Raw genomic sequence first — 14,057 nt, 5'->3', positions numbered from 1 at the left:
AAGTTCCCGTGGAAGCTTCATATTGGTGACAATTCATGGATCGGTGAGGGCGTGTGGTTTCACAATCAGGACCACATTTATGTCGGGTCAAATGTAGTGATCTCGCAGGAGGCAATGTTGACCACTGGAAGTCACCGTCATCGTGACGACATGGGATTGATAACGAGTCCGATTTACATCGACGACGGCGCCTGGGTCACATCACGGTGCATGGTGCTCGGAGGCCGGCGAGTGGGGCGGTCAGCCGTTGTCCGACCAATGACCGTAGTCGATGTGGATATTGAAGCTAATACTGTGACCGATTTATCGGAAGCAAACCCGCGGAAGAGATTTGGGTAGAATTGCTCTGATGCACGCTGTTCAGTGTTTTGAAGTTCGTTCAATTCGGGCAGCTATGGTGGCTCAAGCGCTTGATTCCAAAAGATATTGCTAGGAGCGTGAATCAGTAGTCGGGCAGAGGTTTAAAGCGCCGGGAAATTAGCCCGGGTCCGGCGGGTGAGGCTGGGAGAATCGCGGGTATGGATGCTGCTTCTTCTTCGCCGGATGGTTTGTTTGCCGAGTCGCTCGTGGAGCGTGTTGAGGTGCCTGTCGTTGAGCCGATGGATGCCAATGGCGGGGTGAGGAAGCGGTTCAAGGCGTTGAGCCGGATGCGGTGATGCTGGTTCCGCCGTCGTTGGATGAGTGGTTGCCGCAAAATCATTTGGCCCGGTTCATTGCCGAACTCGTTGATGGGGAACTGGACCTGGCCCGTTTCCATGCCTCCAAGGCCAAGGGCCAGCCGCCGTATGATCCGCGGCTGATGCTGCGCATCCTGCTCTGCGCATCCTGCTCTACGGATACTGCGTGGGGGTCCGCTCTTCGAGGGAGTTGGAGCGGGCCTGCACGGATGTGGTCGCGTTCCGCTGGTTGTGCGCCCAGCAGAGCCCTGATTTCCGGTCCATTGGGCGCTTCCGCCAACGCCATCTGGCAGCGTTGGCGAACGTGTTCCTGCAGGCCCTGGAACTCTGCCGGGCCGCCGGCATGGTCTCCTTGGGCAGGGTTGCCCTGGACGGGACGAAGGTGCGGGCGAACGCGTCACGGCCTCAGACGATGAGTTATGCCCGGTTGACGTCGAAGCAGAGGATCCCTGCCGATGAGATCAGCGATCTGATGAACGAGGCGAGGACCGTGGACGCCGACGAGGACGCCCGCTTTGGGCCGGGCAAACGCGGCGATGAACTGCCCGTGGAGCTGGCGAACCGTCCAGCACGTTCGGCCGCGAAGAGCCGCCACATTCCCGACGCGGCATGGATCAACAAACCATCCCAGAAACGGAAACAGCCGTAGCCGCCAAACTCCCACTGGCCTCGTTCACCTTTACAAATTCCGCTACCGTCCCCGAGGGAATCGGTCCTATTTGTTTCGATGTAGGTCAAATACGCCAGAGACTCCAGCGGCGCGCGACCCTGCGCAGAACGAGGCGAGGAAACAATAGAGGTGTAAATTGTATGGCTTTCAAAATGTGGCGCAGCTTGACGATGAAGTGTGACCGACCGGGAACAGCGTAAGCGTCTCTCAGGTGGGCCATACTTTGTATCTCATTGAGCCCGCGTTTGCGGATCTTAATACCATTTGCGTGCGCATAATATCTTCTGATGCGTTCGGCCGCCACATTGTCCCGAAATGGCGAAACTGCAGATTTTCCACCTGACAGCGTGTACTTGCATAGCACTGTCGGTTCCTGTTCGATTCTGCCCCTCATCGTCACGCGCAGAAGCATTTCATAGTCCTCGCCGAAGCGTGGCCACAAGGCCCGTACGCTCGAGTCCATCGCAGCCCTGAGTTCGTCCGAGCGCCATAGAAATGATCCAGCGGGTCCTGGACAGATGCCGCGATTGAGAAGACTCATTAGATTGACGCCTTCCGGCCATCCACCCATCTGCCTCGTCGACCCGTCCGAGGAAAAACAAAGTGAGCGACCTTGAAGGCCCGACCATTCCGGATAGTCTCCGATACCGCTCATCATCTCCCTGAAACCCTGAGGGTTTAGTTCGTCGTCGGCGTCGAGAAAGATAACCATCGCCGTTTTGGTAGCTGCCAACCCAGCTATGCGTGCGAAGGCGGCGCCCTGGTTATTCTGGGTAACGACCCGGCATCCGAGTCTGTCGGCGACGGCGCCAGTCCCATCGGTCGACCCGTCATCCACGACTACTACCCGATCAATACCGGAGGCGAGTGCGCTCTCGATTGCGCGTTCTATGTGCGCTTCTGCGTTAAACGCCGGGATAACAATGCTCACGTCTGGTGAATCCATTTCTAGCCTCCTAATCACAATCTACTTGTATTCTCCGGCCGGCGATCCAACCAATCTGGAGTTACTATAATCCTGCATCCCAGAAACCAGAAGTTGTTGCAACAATGAAGAACAAAGAAGCTACAACAAACCACTGGAAGAACTGCACAACGAAGATTCTGCTCAGGGCCATTGCAATCGATTGACGATGTATTAAGGCGAGAGTGAGAGGTTGGATGAGTCCTCCCACGATTACCAAGGAAACCAAGCCGCCTGCAAAATTCACGGTAGTTGCTGTCGCAACCACTGAAATCGGAGTGGTTAGAACGGCGAGGAAATGAAACAGGGTGCGCAGCTTGCCTCCTTCGACCTGCGTTGACCATGCCCCAAAAGCCGCGGCTGCCACTCCCGGAAGGCACGTCGCCATTGCAGAGAGGGTCACATTTACTAGTGGCCAGCGCGGCCCGAAGAGGATGAATTGGATCAGGCTTGAAGATAGGACGATGAGAACACCCGACAGGATTGCGATTCGTTGAAGCCAAATCCACAGCTTCAAAGACGCAATGCCAGCACGGTTCAGGTCGTCGCGCTTGGCCTTAGAAAACTTCTCTACGACCACAGAACCGAGAGACAGCTGCAGTTGGGAGATAGGTACCACCACTACCTGATAGCTTCGAGCGTAGCCCGCCGCAGCCGTCGCCGAAACAATCGACGGTAGTAGCCCTGAATCGAGAGCGCGGCTTAGGTATGAAGCAAGATTTAGCGGCACCACGCGCAGTCCGAATGCAACTGCTTCCCAGAGAGGTGGACCCTTGCGACTCTGTTGAACAGCGCGGGGAGCCCCGAGCGACATTAGAATCGTAATGAGGAACTTAGTGAGCACCGTCACGGCCAACTGTGCGACGAGGGAGTACGCTCGATAAGTTGATTGAGCGAGCAGTATGGCCGCGATGCAGCCTGAGAGAGTCCCGATGATATCCGTCATAGCCATGGCTCTGTAGCGGCCGGACACGACTAGTTCTGCTCGAGGAACTTGCATGAAAGCCTGTGTCGCTAGCGTTAGACACAGCATGGCCACCTCCAACAATTTCGGAGAGCCAAGCGGTATCGAGTAGTTTGCCGTCAGCAGGGCAACCATCAGGAGAGTTGATCCGATGGCAGCGGATATAAGGGAGACTCTTCTTGCTGTACTTAGTATTCCTGGCTGAAGACCCTTCACTAGAATGTAGCCTTGAGGTGAAAGATCAGTAACCAAAGAAATTGCCGAAAAAAATAGCAGGATTACAGCAAATCTCGCATATTGTTCCGGGCCCAGTTCCCTAGCCAGCCATGCAAAGGTAACGGTGGATAATGTGAGGACGATTCCTTGCGAAAGCGGAAGAACGCCAAATCGATGAACTAGTTTCTTGATTTCATCCAATATCCAGACACCTCAATGGAAATGAACGTGCGTCAAAATTGCGAATCACAATTTTAGGTGGGGGCGTCAGCCTTCGCGTGAGAATCGGAACTGGCCGAGTGTAGGGAAGGGGTCTCGCAGCACACACCACTTTCGGTGACGGTTTTATAATTTCATTGACTCGGATCATTTTGCCTTCATGCTCGGCGTGATAAAAGCTCTTGAATACAAGACGGACGGCTCAACCAACAACCGGGATGGAGAGCTTGCAGTTACGTCTGCGAAACCTTGGATTGTTCAGCAAGAAATCTTGGGTTGATAATCAATCGGGCCCGTGTAAGCGCAGGACGAACTAGAGAGTCGCCTAGGTTAGTGTAGCCCGACATTCGGCAAGCTACGTCCTTGCTTGAATGCGTCGGTGTTGTACTTTTATCCGACGACGCTTGAGGTTGCTAGCTCTGACAATCGGAGAAAGCCTGATTTCCCCGGTTGGTTCATGCCGGGAAGGTAAGAACCAGTGGTTGGCGTCAGCGGTGCACGCAGCCAATTTGGTCGCGTACGATTAGCGGTTGCGTCCCTGGTGCCTTTCATGGGCGGAAAGCTGTTTCTTCGGTCCCATAGTGCCGGTCTCATCGCCTGGCTTAGAGTGTGCAACGTGAATCAACACTACTGAATCGTCACCTCGTTTGAGTAACACTGTCACGAGCCCGGCCGGCCACAGCCGACAAGGGAACGGAGGGGGCCACGCCGAGACCATCAAGCGACGAAATGAGTCAGTTGTTCTTTGCCTATTTTGGACCCGGTGAGCAGTCAAGATCGTCCGATGTCGCAGTGCTAGCACGGTAGGATAAGGCTGAGTCGAACGAACATGGCCGCGCTGGGCGCGCAGTAGGCAGCCCAGAACACGAAACAGGGGGACCTAGGTTTGGATTTACGCGACTATTTGCGCGTCCTTCGTCGCAACTGGATGCTGGTTGTCGCCACGACGCTGGTTGGGCTACTTGGTGGAGCCGTATTCTCGGTACTAATCCGGCCTACATATACATCGGAAACCCAGTTGTTCGTTGCTATTCAGAGCTCGGGCAGCGTATCTGAACTACAACAGGGCAATACGTTCGGCCAGGCGCGGGTTCAGTCCTATGTCAAGACCGTAGTAACCCCGGTGGTCTTGCAGCCGGCCATTGAATCCTTGGGACTCCAGGAAACTGCCTCTGGGTTGGCTCAGCGTGTTACGGCAACCACGGATCTAAATACAGTCCTAATTAACATATCGGTGACTGATCATTCCCCGGTTCAGGCGGCGGCCATAGCGCAGGCCGTCGCAAATAGCCTTATTAAGGCTGTGGACACATTGGAAAAACCAAAGTTAGGCGGATCATCGCCAGTCAGCCTATCGATCATTAAGCCCGCTGTGGCGCCCGCCTCTCCATCCGCCCCGAATACTCAGGTCAACTTAATTCTCGGAATACTATTCGGTGTCGCCAGCGGCCTCGGCCTCGCTGTCCTCCGAACCGCTATAGATAACCGTATTCGGGCAGAATCAGATCTGCGGCGAGTAACAGACGCTCCGATACTCGGCGCAATCAGCTTCGACCCAGATGCGGTAAAGAAGCCACTCCTGACTCAGGCGGGTCCGCAAAGTCCAAGGGCTGAATCATTTCGCCAGTTGAGAACCAATCTCCAGTTTGCGAATGTATCGTCCAATGCCAAGACGGTGCTAGTAACGTCTTCGCTCCCAGGCGAAGGCAAGAGTACGACCGCAATAAATTTGGCCATAGCGTTGGCTCAAGCCGGTCAGTCTGTGTGCTTAGTGGATGCAGACCTTCGACGTCCCATGGTGAATGAGTATCTGGGGTTAGACAGGAATGCGGGCCTAACTACAGCGCTGGTCGGTGCAGCGGACGTCAACGAGTTGCTGCAGCCCTGGGGGGATGACGATCTGTACGTGTTAACGTCGGGCTTGGTGCCGCCCAATCCCAGCGAACTCCTCGGTTCTGATGCAATGAAGGAACTTGTCATCAGGCTAGAGGAAGCCTTCGACGTTTTGGTGATTGATGCTCCGCCCTTGCTTCCTGTAACTGACGCTGCAGTCCTCGCCCGCCATGTTGGCGGAGTTGTAGTCGTAGTCGGTATGCAGTCAGTGCGCCGGAACGATCTTGAACGTTCCCTCAGTGCTCTCAGCCTCGTGGGTGCGGATCTGCTCGGCGTGGTCCTTAACAGATTGCCTATTAAGGGAGCCGATGCTTACACATATTCATACAAGGCCTACACCATTCCGGACGAGCACCAGGGATACCCTGGGTCGACTCATCTTGAGGCTACCGTGGATACAGCTAAGAACGACGACGAATTTTACCGTCAGGTTCTGAGCGGGCAATCAAAGCCGCCGAGCACATTTCTTGGAAACAGGGCGCTGGGCGATTGAAGCAAGGCACTCAATCGCATTTGTGACAATTCAAATTTCGTCTGTGCGAATAGCGTCGCATTAGATTCTCATAGAAAGCCAATAAGTTGCGAAGATTGAAAAACTCAACGCTTTTATGGTTGCAGGGCGGTGTGGGTAATCAACTTTTCCAGTGGAATGCGGGCTTGCACATGGCTGAAAGGGCCGCATCCCCTCTAATGGTCTCGACTGCTAGTTTCAGACGAGACAAATTGCGTGATTTTTCCCTGCGAGAACTGGAGAGGAATCTTGATCTAACTTCGTCTTTTGAAAACTTCGTGATTGGGCCCCCGCACCACCGAGGAGGCCCAGTTCGTCAGCGGGTTGGATTCTATAGACTACCTGTGCGGCAGGACGTCGACGGCCCGAGTACGCCTGGGCAGGTGCTCGTCGGGTTCTTCCAGGACGCTTCTAGTCTGGCACTGGGTACAACACCTGTTCGTGCGGCACTTCTGAAGCGGCGCGAGGATCTCCTGTCCACCGAGATCGCGAAGTTTGTAAAGGACCGTCCAGTTGCGCACATCCGGAGAGGTGACTACGCCACTGTGCAGGCGGCACGAAACACGTTCGGGTCGATTCGTCCGCAGTATTATGGTGAGGCGTTTGATCTTCTCGACCACAAGCTTCATGACGCGGCCTTTTTCACTGATGATCCCGCGTATGTCAAAGAAACGTTCGGCGTGCCAGAGCGTCAGATTTTCGGCCCTGGCTCCACTAAGAGTGACCTCGAAAGCTTGCTTGTGATGTCGATGGGACAGGCTCTAGTTATTCCGAATAGCACGTTCTCCTGGTGGGCGGCCGAGCTACTAGAACCAAGCCAGGGGGTCGTTTCTCCGCAAGAATGGTTCAGGGACCGTCGTAACGAACATAATTTGGCTCGGGATCACTGGAAGAGGGTTCCCAACTGAGACAGCTTGACGGGTATCAGTTCATGGCCTGTTGTAACAATCGATTCTGGACCGGAGGCTGAGCAATGGCTATTGCGGACGTCACGGTTGTTATTCCCGCGTACAACGCCGCAGCGCACATTCATGTGGCCATAGAAAGTGCAAGGGAAGTTGGAGCATCCGAGGTTGTGGTCGTCGACGACGGGTCGACCGACGAAACCGGAAGAGTAGCCCGAGAACTTGGATGTCGCGTCATTACTCAAAGAAACGGGGGCGCCGCCCTAGCGCGTCAGGCCGGGATCGTGGCCGTCGCGACGCCCATGGTCATTCTGTTGGATGCTGACGATGAAATCGTCCCTCGCGGCGTAGCAGAGTCCTTTAGGCTCGCAGATACCAGCACAACATGGGCCTTGATCGCGGGTGCGGCTTTGTCAAAGGGAACCGGCCACTCGGCAGTTGTTTCTCCCTGGACGGAGGGCATCAGCGTTGATTCTCTGTTGGCTCGTGGGCACTCGGCTGGGCCGCCAGGAGCCTTCCTCTGGCGAACCAGTGTCCTCCAAAAAGCCCTGCGCGACGACCCTCCTGCGCTTCGGCCCAGATACGCAGAGGATTATGAGCTATTGATTCGTGGAGCCATGTTTGGAATCGTGCTATGCCACAATGAGGTCACCTGCATTTACGCGTCAGAGGGCGGAAAATCGGCATTGGCCCCGCTTCGCAGTAACGCAGCGGCGGAGGATATCCGAAGGTTTTACGCCAAGGCCCTTAACCTGAACATTCGCGAGCGCAGCGACAACGAACTGCAAAGCATGGCGTATCTCCGCATGGCTTCTGCATGCCCCGACCGGTCCTTCACTAAGTTTGCCTTTTTCCTGATGGCAGCCGGCAAATCCCCGATGTTTTTTCCAGCCTTGGCCATACGCAAGGTACGTCGGATCATTCGGACATCTCGAACGAGCTGATCGAGAGTCGACTCGCGGCTTGGGACGGTTGGAACAACCTACGCACCCACTCAAGTTCCTCGTTGGCGGCGCGCTCATTGCTGACGATGTTCCGTACACGGATCAGGCGGCACCGCTCCTCGAGAATCTTCGCACGCTGTATGATAATCCAGAGTTCTTAGCGCCAATCGCGCGTCTAGACACAAGCGATGATCGGTGGGGGTTTGCTTTGAGCCTTAGAAATGTTCTCCAGTTGAACGTGCGCCTATCGGAAGGCGGGGCGGCTGGCGTAGCCCGAACATTGGCAGATGAGTTGGTGTCGAGGGGTATTGCTAGTCCTATAGCTTACGGATACAGCCGTGGGGGACGCGCTTCGCCAATGGAAGTCGCATACGATGGCGTGCGAGTCACTCCGCGCTTGAACGCAGCTCTGAATCGAATAAGTCACTCAGTCATTGGACGAGATACGAAAGTCACCAGTCGGCGACACTGGGGCCACTTTCTTGACGCCCTGGGCGAGGCTGATGTAGTTCATCTACACGCTATTCACAGCCATATAGTCGACGCGGGCTTGCTGTTTCAAACCCTGATAGATGCCAGGAAGCCAGTCGTCTGGACCCTACATGACCAGTGGGCGATGACAGGACGGTGCGCACAGCCGGGAACGTGCCGCCTTTGGGAGCAGGGGTGCCCTAAGTGCCCAGATCTGGACGCCTATCCGCCTGCCAAAATTGATAATGCGGCACAGCGCTGGAGTGACCGCCGCGAGATGATACAGACACTGCAGGCGGCTGTGCCAACGGCAGTGGTTGCCTGCGCAAGCTGGCTCGGGGCAGAGGCGAAGATCGCCTCCATCCGCAACGTTGGTGTTGTCAAGAACTCCGTGGATAGGGCGTTTTGGCTGGCGACGGCTACGAGCGTCCCCAGGGAACGAAGAGTGGGCGGAGTTCGTAACCTTTTTATGTGCAGAGATCTTCGAGACAGACAGAAGGTGAACTGGCCGGTTCTTAAGCGGGTTTGCGCCTTGCCGAATCAGAAGCTAACCATCGTGGGTGACCAAGCTACTCAGACAATTGAGGGAGCCGAAAGACGTCCGGCTGTGTCAGATCGAGCAGAGCTTGCAAATCTGATGCAAGAGCATGACCGATTGGTGTTCACTTCACGTGTTGACTATTTTCCGCTCACGATAGCTGAGGCGTTGACGTCTGGGCTGGAGGTCAACGCCTTGGACTCGCCCGCGGCCCGAGAATTCTCCACGCATCCACGCCTCAACATATTCCAGGATGAGAACGCGCTCTTGTCGCATCTCGCGAGCGCACCCTTGCCGGTTCCCAGCACGACCGAGGTCTCGGATGAGGAACGGCAGTTCTTTAACCCGCAGCGAATGACAGACGAATATGTAGACATCTACAACTCACTATTGGGGGGGGTAGTTTGCGTTCGAAGACGGTCGCTGTCCTAGTTTTTATCACCATAATATTTCAGCATTTTCAATTACTTAAGATCGGCACATATTCGCTTACCCTTGGTCTACTGACCGGAGGTCTAGCGATATTCATTGCCTCTCGGCGTCCGTCCCCCGAGCGAATCACGCTTGTCTGGGCGAGCATCGTCTCCTTGGCCTCCTTGGCGGCAATGGTTGCTCCCGATATCCAAGTATCCTGGAAATTTATGACGACGCTGGTCATGTTTCTCCTGACATCATTGTTTGTCGTAACGGCGACACACGGACTTCGCGACGACCTGGATACAACGCGACTCTGGGGCGCCGTCCGACTGGCGCTATGCGTTGTCGTTCTCCTCTCCGTGGCTCAGGCTGCCACCGGTCATCTAGGCTCTGAGGCCCTCTTCAACCCGTTTGGGGCGTATCAGTTTCAGCACCAATATAATCCTCACCTTGAGTTCGTCTCGGTCCCACGGGCCCATGGCTTTTTCCTGGAGCCCTCATATGATGCATTCGTGATCGGGACCTTAACCGTTGCCCTTCTTTGCCGTCGCGATCATTTCCGCTCCACTCTAGCTCTGGCTCTATTGGGCATGGCCGCATGCCAGTCAGCAACCGGATTGATCCTTATTCTCGGGATTGCGTTTTTGATCGCCATCCGGTCTCGGCCGCGAATCTCGATTCCGGTTACTTTTGGGGTTGCCCTCCTTTTGCTATCTTTTGGTAATTACCTCATCTCGCGTCTGGAGTCCATCGGGAATGTGGGCTCAAGCGGCAACTATCGCTTGATTGCGCCCCTCCAAGTATTAGGTGACGTACTAACTGCACATCCGCTGGGCATGCCATTTGGATCAATCTATGAGATTATCTCCACCTATGGTTTGCAGATGGATGGGGTTGAGCAGACTATTTCGTTGGATAACGGCATTTATGTTATCGTATATTACTTTGGTTGGATAGGTTTAGTTGCAATTGGGACCTTGGGGGTTTGGGCCTTAGTCTCAGTATTTCGAAGATTAAGGATAAGCGAGGACCGAGAATATGACTGGATCGTGCCTTTGTGGCTCTTCGCGGCGCTATTATTTTCGGGTGGGATAATGGCGCCAGAGTATGGAATCATGACTTGGTTGATCATTGTCAGTTTTGTTGAGTCTCGCAGAATAAGAAAAGGACGGATAAATGCAGCACCGACCTCTCCTCAGTATCGTCACCGTTACATTCGATGACACAGATGGGTTGAGGAGTACCTTGGCCTCGCTCGAAACAATTGCCCAAGAAGCGGCAACGGATCTAGAGGTAATCGTCGTTGATGGTGGTTCCGGACCGGATATCCTTAGAGTTGCTGGAGAATTTCCTTGGGCTAATATTATTTCCGAACCCGACAATGGAATATACGATGCAATGAACAAAGGCCTTGATCGATCTCAAGGTTCTTTCATCTGGTTTCTCAATGGCGGTGATGAGTGTTCGTTGTCTTCTTGGCAAGTCATTAGGGAGCCGCTGGAGTGTTTGCCTCAGGCGGTTATCTTCGCTGCCTACCATCTCCGCATCGGACCACGGTCCATCCGTCGTTTGCCGCGAAAACCCGGGTATATGTGGCATGGACTACCAACGTCTCATCAAGCGATATTTTATCCCGGTGAAAAGGCGCGAGAGGTTAGATATGACGAGCGGTTCTCAATGGTGGGCGACTACCACTTTACCGCCCGTATGTTAGGGATTGGTCTTCCGGTCCGACTTATCGATCTGGCCGTAGCTAGCTTTTACATGGATGGAGTTTCATTTAAACACTCTCACCGCGTAGCCCTTGAGGCCGCCGTCGTGCAGAGGGAGACTCTGAAGTCGCCAGCAGTCCTGCGTTATGTTAGTCGAGTCCGTCACAGCATTAGTAGAAATGTGAGGCGATTTCAGTCCGACATGTGGCGCTAGTCCTGTTTGTTGTCGCACTGGCCAATTTGGCACCAATTAGCTAGCTAGCAAATTGAATGGAGCAATAGATGAAGGCAAATATTGAGACCGGCTACTGGAGAGAAGACCGCATTCGCTACGGTCGGATGGCCTGGTTGGTGCAACCTTCGTATTGGGCAGTAATGGTTTATCGATTCGGACGATGGACAAAGTTGACCGATCACCCTTTGCGCAAGCCTGCTCATGCAACGTACTTTCTTGCGTATTCGTTCACCCGTCTAATGACGGGAATTGATATTCCGAGAGGTGCGGCGATTGGACCTGGTCTGCTTATTCACCATTTCGGTGGAATCATAATCAACCCACGTGCTGTCGTGGGCGCCAATTGCACAATGCGTCAGGGAGTAACAATTGGAACGAAGTATGATGGAGGCGGGTGTCCAGTGCTCGCCGACAATGTTGTGCTCGGCGCATACGCCCAGGTCTTGGGGGATGTTAAAATTGGTACTGATGTCACTGTTGGTGCGATGAGTCTCGTCATGACGGATATACCGAGTGGTAGCACCGCCGTTGGAGTGCCGGCGAAAATCCTCGACCGACGCGCTTGACGCTTGTATTGCGGCCACTCGGTGCGGGTGTTTCAAATCGCTCAGGTTGCGTATAATTCAGATATCTCGCGGAGTCAGCGAGTATCCACGTCCTCGAACACGAGGAACGTCTGAGTGTCCAAAACTCCCGCCATCGACTGCAACTGGTCGAAGATCACCCGGAGAAGGTCGGTGTTGTCGATGGCCCGCACTAAGGGCTGCGAGTAAAAGACACGGTGTTATGTCGTTTGGGCGGGGTTCAGGACTCTGGATATGGTGAGATTTCGGGTGTGCGGTTTTAGGGTTTTTCTTTATCTTGTAGTGCAGGATGAGGCCGGTGCCTGGGTAGCGGGTTTTGGTTTGGGTGAGGTGTGCGCAGAGTTCGGCGAGGGCGTTGGTTATGGCTTTTGTTGGCAGCGGGTCCAGGGTGATCGTCAGGATGCCGGGGGCGGTGGGGTCGACGTCGCCGCTTGATGCCAACGCGGTTCGCAGCAGGGTGTGGGCTTCGTCGGTGGCGCGTTTGTAGCCTGGTCTGGGCCGGATTTATCCGCCGGGTATTATGAGGCCAACTACTTTTGGGGGAACCTTGGGGATCGTACGGCTCCTGTTGGCATTGAGCGTGGTACTGGCCCACAGCTCACCGATGTTTGGTACTGACCTGGTCGGCGGCCGCACGGCCGTAGAATGCTTCTTTGTTATCAGCGGCTTCTACATGGCGATGGTCCTGGAGAAGAAGTATTTCAAGCTCGAAAGAGGCGTGTGGAGAACGTTCATGGCGAGCCGATTGGCTCGCCTTTTCCCCGTGTACTTGGTGGTCGTGGCAGCCACCCTGCTGGCCACCGCCTACACGGTGGCTAAGGGGCAACAATCGGGCTTCCTGACCCACTTCGCTGACCTTTCGCCCACTGGCGCGGCAATGGTTGCCATTTCCAACGTGACGATGGTCGGCCAGGACTTCATGTCCTTTTCAGTGATCGGCGCCGACGGCATACCGTGGATAACTGCCCACCCATTGGACAGCGCCGCCCGTGGAGAGAACCTGCTGCTCATTCCTCCCGCTTGGTCGCTCAGCGTAGAGCTGTTTTTCTACGTATGCGCCCCGGTCCTGCTGCGCCTATCAACGCGCACTCTTGTTGGTATCGGACTGGCATCTCTGGCCGTGCGGATCGTCTTGCAGTTCGCGGGCCTCGACTACGACCCGTGGACGTACCGTTTTTTCCCATCTGAACTTATCTTTTTCCTTGCCGGCGCAGTCGCGTTCCGATTACTCACAGTGAAGGCGACCAAGCAGTCCGCATGGACCGGGCCAGCGCTTCTAGGCTGCCTAGTCGTCGTCGCAGTTATCTATTGGTGGATCGCGCACGTTCCTGGCGTCGAGTTCGCTACTCCGCTGCTGTTCGCTCTGGCAGTGCCGCGCCTGTTCGCGTGGACTTCACACAACAAGATCGATCGCTGGGTGGGTGAACTTTCTTACCCTCTGTATGTGGTCCATCTGCTCGTAGCTAAGGTTCTGGACTCATTCAGGCTCCCTATCACTGGCGTTACCCTCACGCTCGCATCTCTCGTGGCGGCAGCAGTACTTCTGCTACTTGTGGACTTGCCGACTGAGCGCGTACGGCAGCGGAAGCTAGATCGAATCCTCCGAGACACGCCGATTTTGCCAGATCCCATAGTTGAGGGGTCACGTTGAGAAAACAGGTTTATCACTCAGATGGCTCTCGATGCTCCCGATCGTTTCAGTCAATCGAAGGTGGAGGATTCTCGCCTTCGCCGGGATGAACGTGCGGGACGTCGGCATTGAGGCAGGCGTCCACTTTGGTAATCCGAACCTGACAGTAGGGCACGGTTCGTACATCAATCGTGGGGTCATATTTGATGGTGAGGCCCCGATTGTCATAGGCGAGAGAGTGGCCATCGGGCCACGAGCCATGGTCCTTACGTCCACTCACGACGTCGGGCCTTCCTCTTGGCGAGCCGGGGCGGGGGTGCCAACGTATGCGCCTGTGACGATCGGCAATGGCGTCTGGATCGGCGCCGGCGCCATCATCCTTCCTGGGGCTGTCATCGAAGACGGCTGCATCATCGCTGCGGGCGCAGTTGTCAGAGGGCATTGCTCAGCTGACCAGCTCTGGGCGGGCGTTCCCGCAACTCTAAAGCGGCCGCTGTCAATCTGAAC

At 55.1% G+C, this 14,057-nt stretch carries 10 protein-coding genes and 2 pseudogenes; 9 read left to right on the top strand and 3 right to left on the bottom strand.

Annotation, left to right across the window (positions count from 1 at the left end; genetic code table 11):
* The first annotated feature begins 518 nt into the window (after window positions 1-518).
* A pseudogene (locus tag V3C33_14315) lies at window positions 519-1,251 on the top strand (transposase).
* Between the two features lie 160 nt (window positions 1,252-1,411).
* On the opposite strand, the gene V3C33_14310 reads toward V3C33_14315, so the two are convergent.
* A complete protein-coding gene (locus tag V3C33_14310) occupies window positions 1,412-2,293 on the bottom strand; it encodes a glycosyltransferase (protein XAS66653.1) in 882 nt (293 codons plus the stop codon).
* A gap of 64 nt (window positions 2,294-2,357) precedes the next feature.
* Window positions 2,358-3,692: an oligosaccharide flippase family protein gene (locus V3C33_14305; GenBank protein XAS66652.1), complete on the bottom strand. Its 1,335-nt coding sequence runs from the start codon at window positions 3,690-3,692 to the stop codon at window positions 2,358-2,360.
* Window positions 3,693-4,596: 904 nt separating this feature from the next.
* On the opposite strand from V3C33_14305, the gene V3C33_14300 reads away from it, so the two are divergent.
* From V3C33_14300 to V3C33_14275, 6 genes are all read left to right on the top strand, one after another.
* Window positions 4,597-6,096, top strand: coding sequence for a polysaccharide biosynthesis tyrosine autokinase (locus V3C33_14300; GenBank protein ID XAS66651.1), 1,500 nt, complete (start codon window positions 4,597-4,599; stop codon window positions 6,094-6,096).
* Window positions 6,097-6,458: 362 nt separating this feature from the next.
* Complete coding sequence (locus tag V3C33_14295) at window positions 6,459-7,022, top strand: alpha-1,2-fucosyltransferase (protein ID XAS66650.1); 564 nt, start codon at window positions 6,459-6,461, stop codon at window positions 7,020-7,022.
* A gap of 65 nt (window positions 7,023-7,087) precedes the next feature.
* Complete coding sequence (locus tag V3C33_14290; protein ID XAS66649.1) at window positions 7,088-7,963, top strand: glycosyltransferase family 2 protein; 876 nt, start codon at window positions 7,088-7,090, stop codon at window positions 7,961-7,963.
* A 1,650-nt stretch (window positions 7,964-9,613) separates the two neighbouring features.
* Window positions 9,614-10,612: a putative colanic acid polymerase WcaD gene (locus tag V3C33_14285; protein ID XAS66648.1), complete on the top strand. Its 999-nt coding sequence runs from the start codon at window positions 9,614-9,616 to the stop codon at window positions 10,610-10,612.
* A 22-nt stretch (window positions 10,613-10,634) separates the two neighbouring features.
* Window positions 10,635-11,315 carry a glycosyltransferase gene (locus V3C33_14280; protein ID XAS66647.1) on the top strand — a complete coding sequence of 227 codons (681 nt, stop codon included), beginning with the start codon at window positions 10,635-10,637 and terminating at the stop codon, window positions 11,313-11,315.
* A 68-nt stretch (window positions 11,316-11,383) separates the two neighbouring features.
* On the top strand, window positions 11,384-11,902 hold the full coding sequence (locus V3C33_14275; protein XAS66646.1) for a serine acetyltransferase: 519 nt from the start codon (window positions 11,384-11,386) through the stop codon (window positions 11,900-11,902).
* A gap of 74 nt (window positions 11,903-11,976) precedes the next feature.
* Here the strand turns inward: V3C33_14275 and V3C33_14270 are convergent.
* Window positions 11,977-12,096 (bottom strand): annotated as a pseudogene (locus V3C33_14270) (transcriptional regulator).
* A gap of 344 nt (window positions 12,097-12,440) precedes the next feature.
* On the opposite strand from V3C33_14270, the gene V3C33_14265 reads away from it, so the two are divergent.
* Both V3C33_14265 and V3C33_14260 read left to right on the top strand, forming a co-directional pair.
* Window positions 12,441-13,571, top strand: a complete 1,131-nt coding sequence (locus V3C33_14265; GenBank protein XAS66645.1) for an acyltransferase — start codon at window positions 12,441-12,443, stop codon at window positions 13,569-13,571.
* Window positions 13,572-13,884: 313 nt separating this feature from the next.
* Window positions 13,885-14,055, top strand: coding sequence for a DapH/DapD/GlmU-related protein (locus tag V3C33_14260; GenBank protein ID XAS66644.1), 171 nt, complete (start codon window positions 13,885-13,887; stop codon window positions 14,053-14,055).
* Window positions 14,056-14,057: the final 2 nt, after the last annotated feature.

It is taken from the genome of Micrococcaceae bacterium Sec5.7 (assembly GCA_039636785.1).
GTDB lineage: Bacteria > Actinomycetota > Actinomycetes > Actinomycetales > Micrococcaceae > Arthrobacter.
The sequence above is the reverse complement of the archived record's forward strand: the minus strand, read 5'-3'. Positions and strand labels throughout refer to the sequence as shown.

Bases quoted from the DNA above. Each gene is read 5' to 3' on its own strand.
- V3C33_14310 (XAS66653.1), bottom strand. From the start codon at position 2,293: ATGGATTCACCAGACGTGAGCATTGTTATCCCGGCGTTTAACGCAGAA.
- V3C33_14290 (XAS66649.1), top strand. From the start codon at position 7,088: ATGGCTATTGCGGACGTCACGGTTGTTATTCCCGCGTACAACGCCGCA.
- V3C33_14285 (XAS66648.1), top strand. From the start codon at position 9,614: ATGACGACGCTGGTCATGTTTCTCCTGACATCATTGTTTGTCGTAACG.
- V3C33_14275 (XAS66646.1), top strand. From the start codon at position 11,384: ATGAAGGCAAATATTGAGACCGGCTACTGGAGAGAAGACCGCATTCGC.
- V3C33_14265 (XAS66645.1), top strand. From the start codon at position 12,441: ATGAGGCCAACTACTTTTGGGGGAACCTTGGGGATCGTACGGCTCCTG.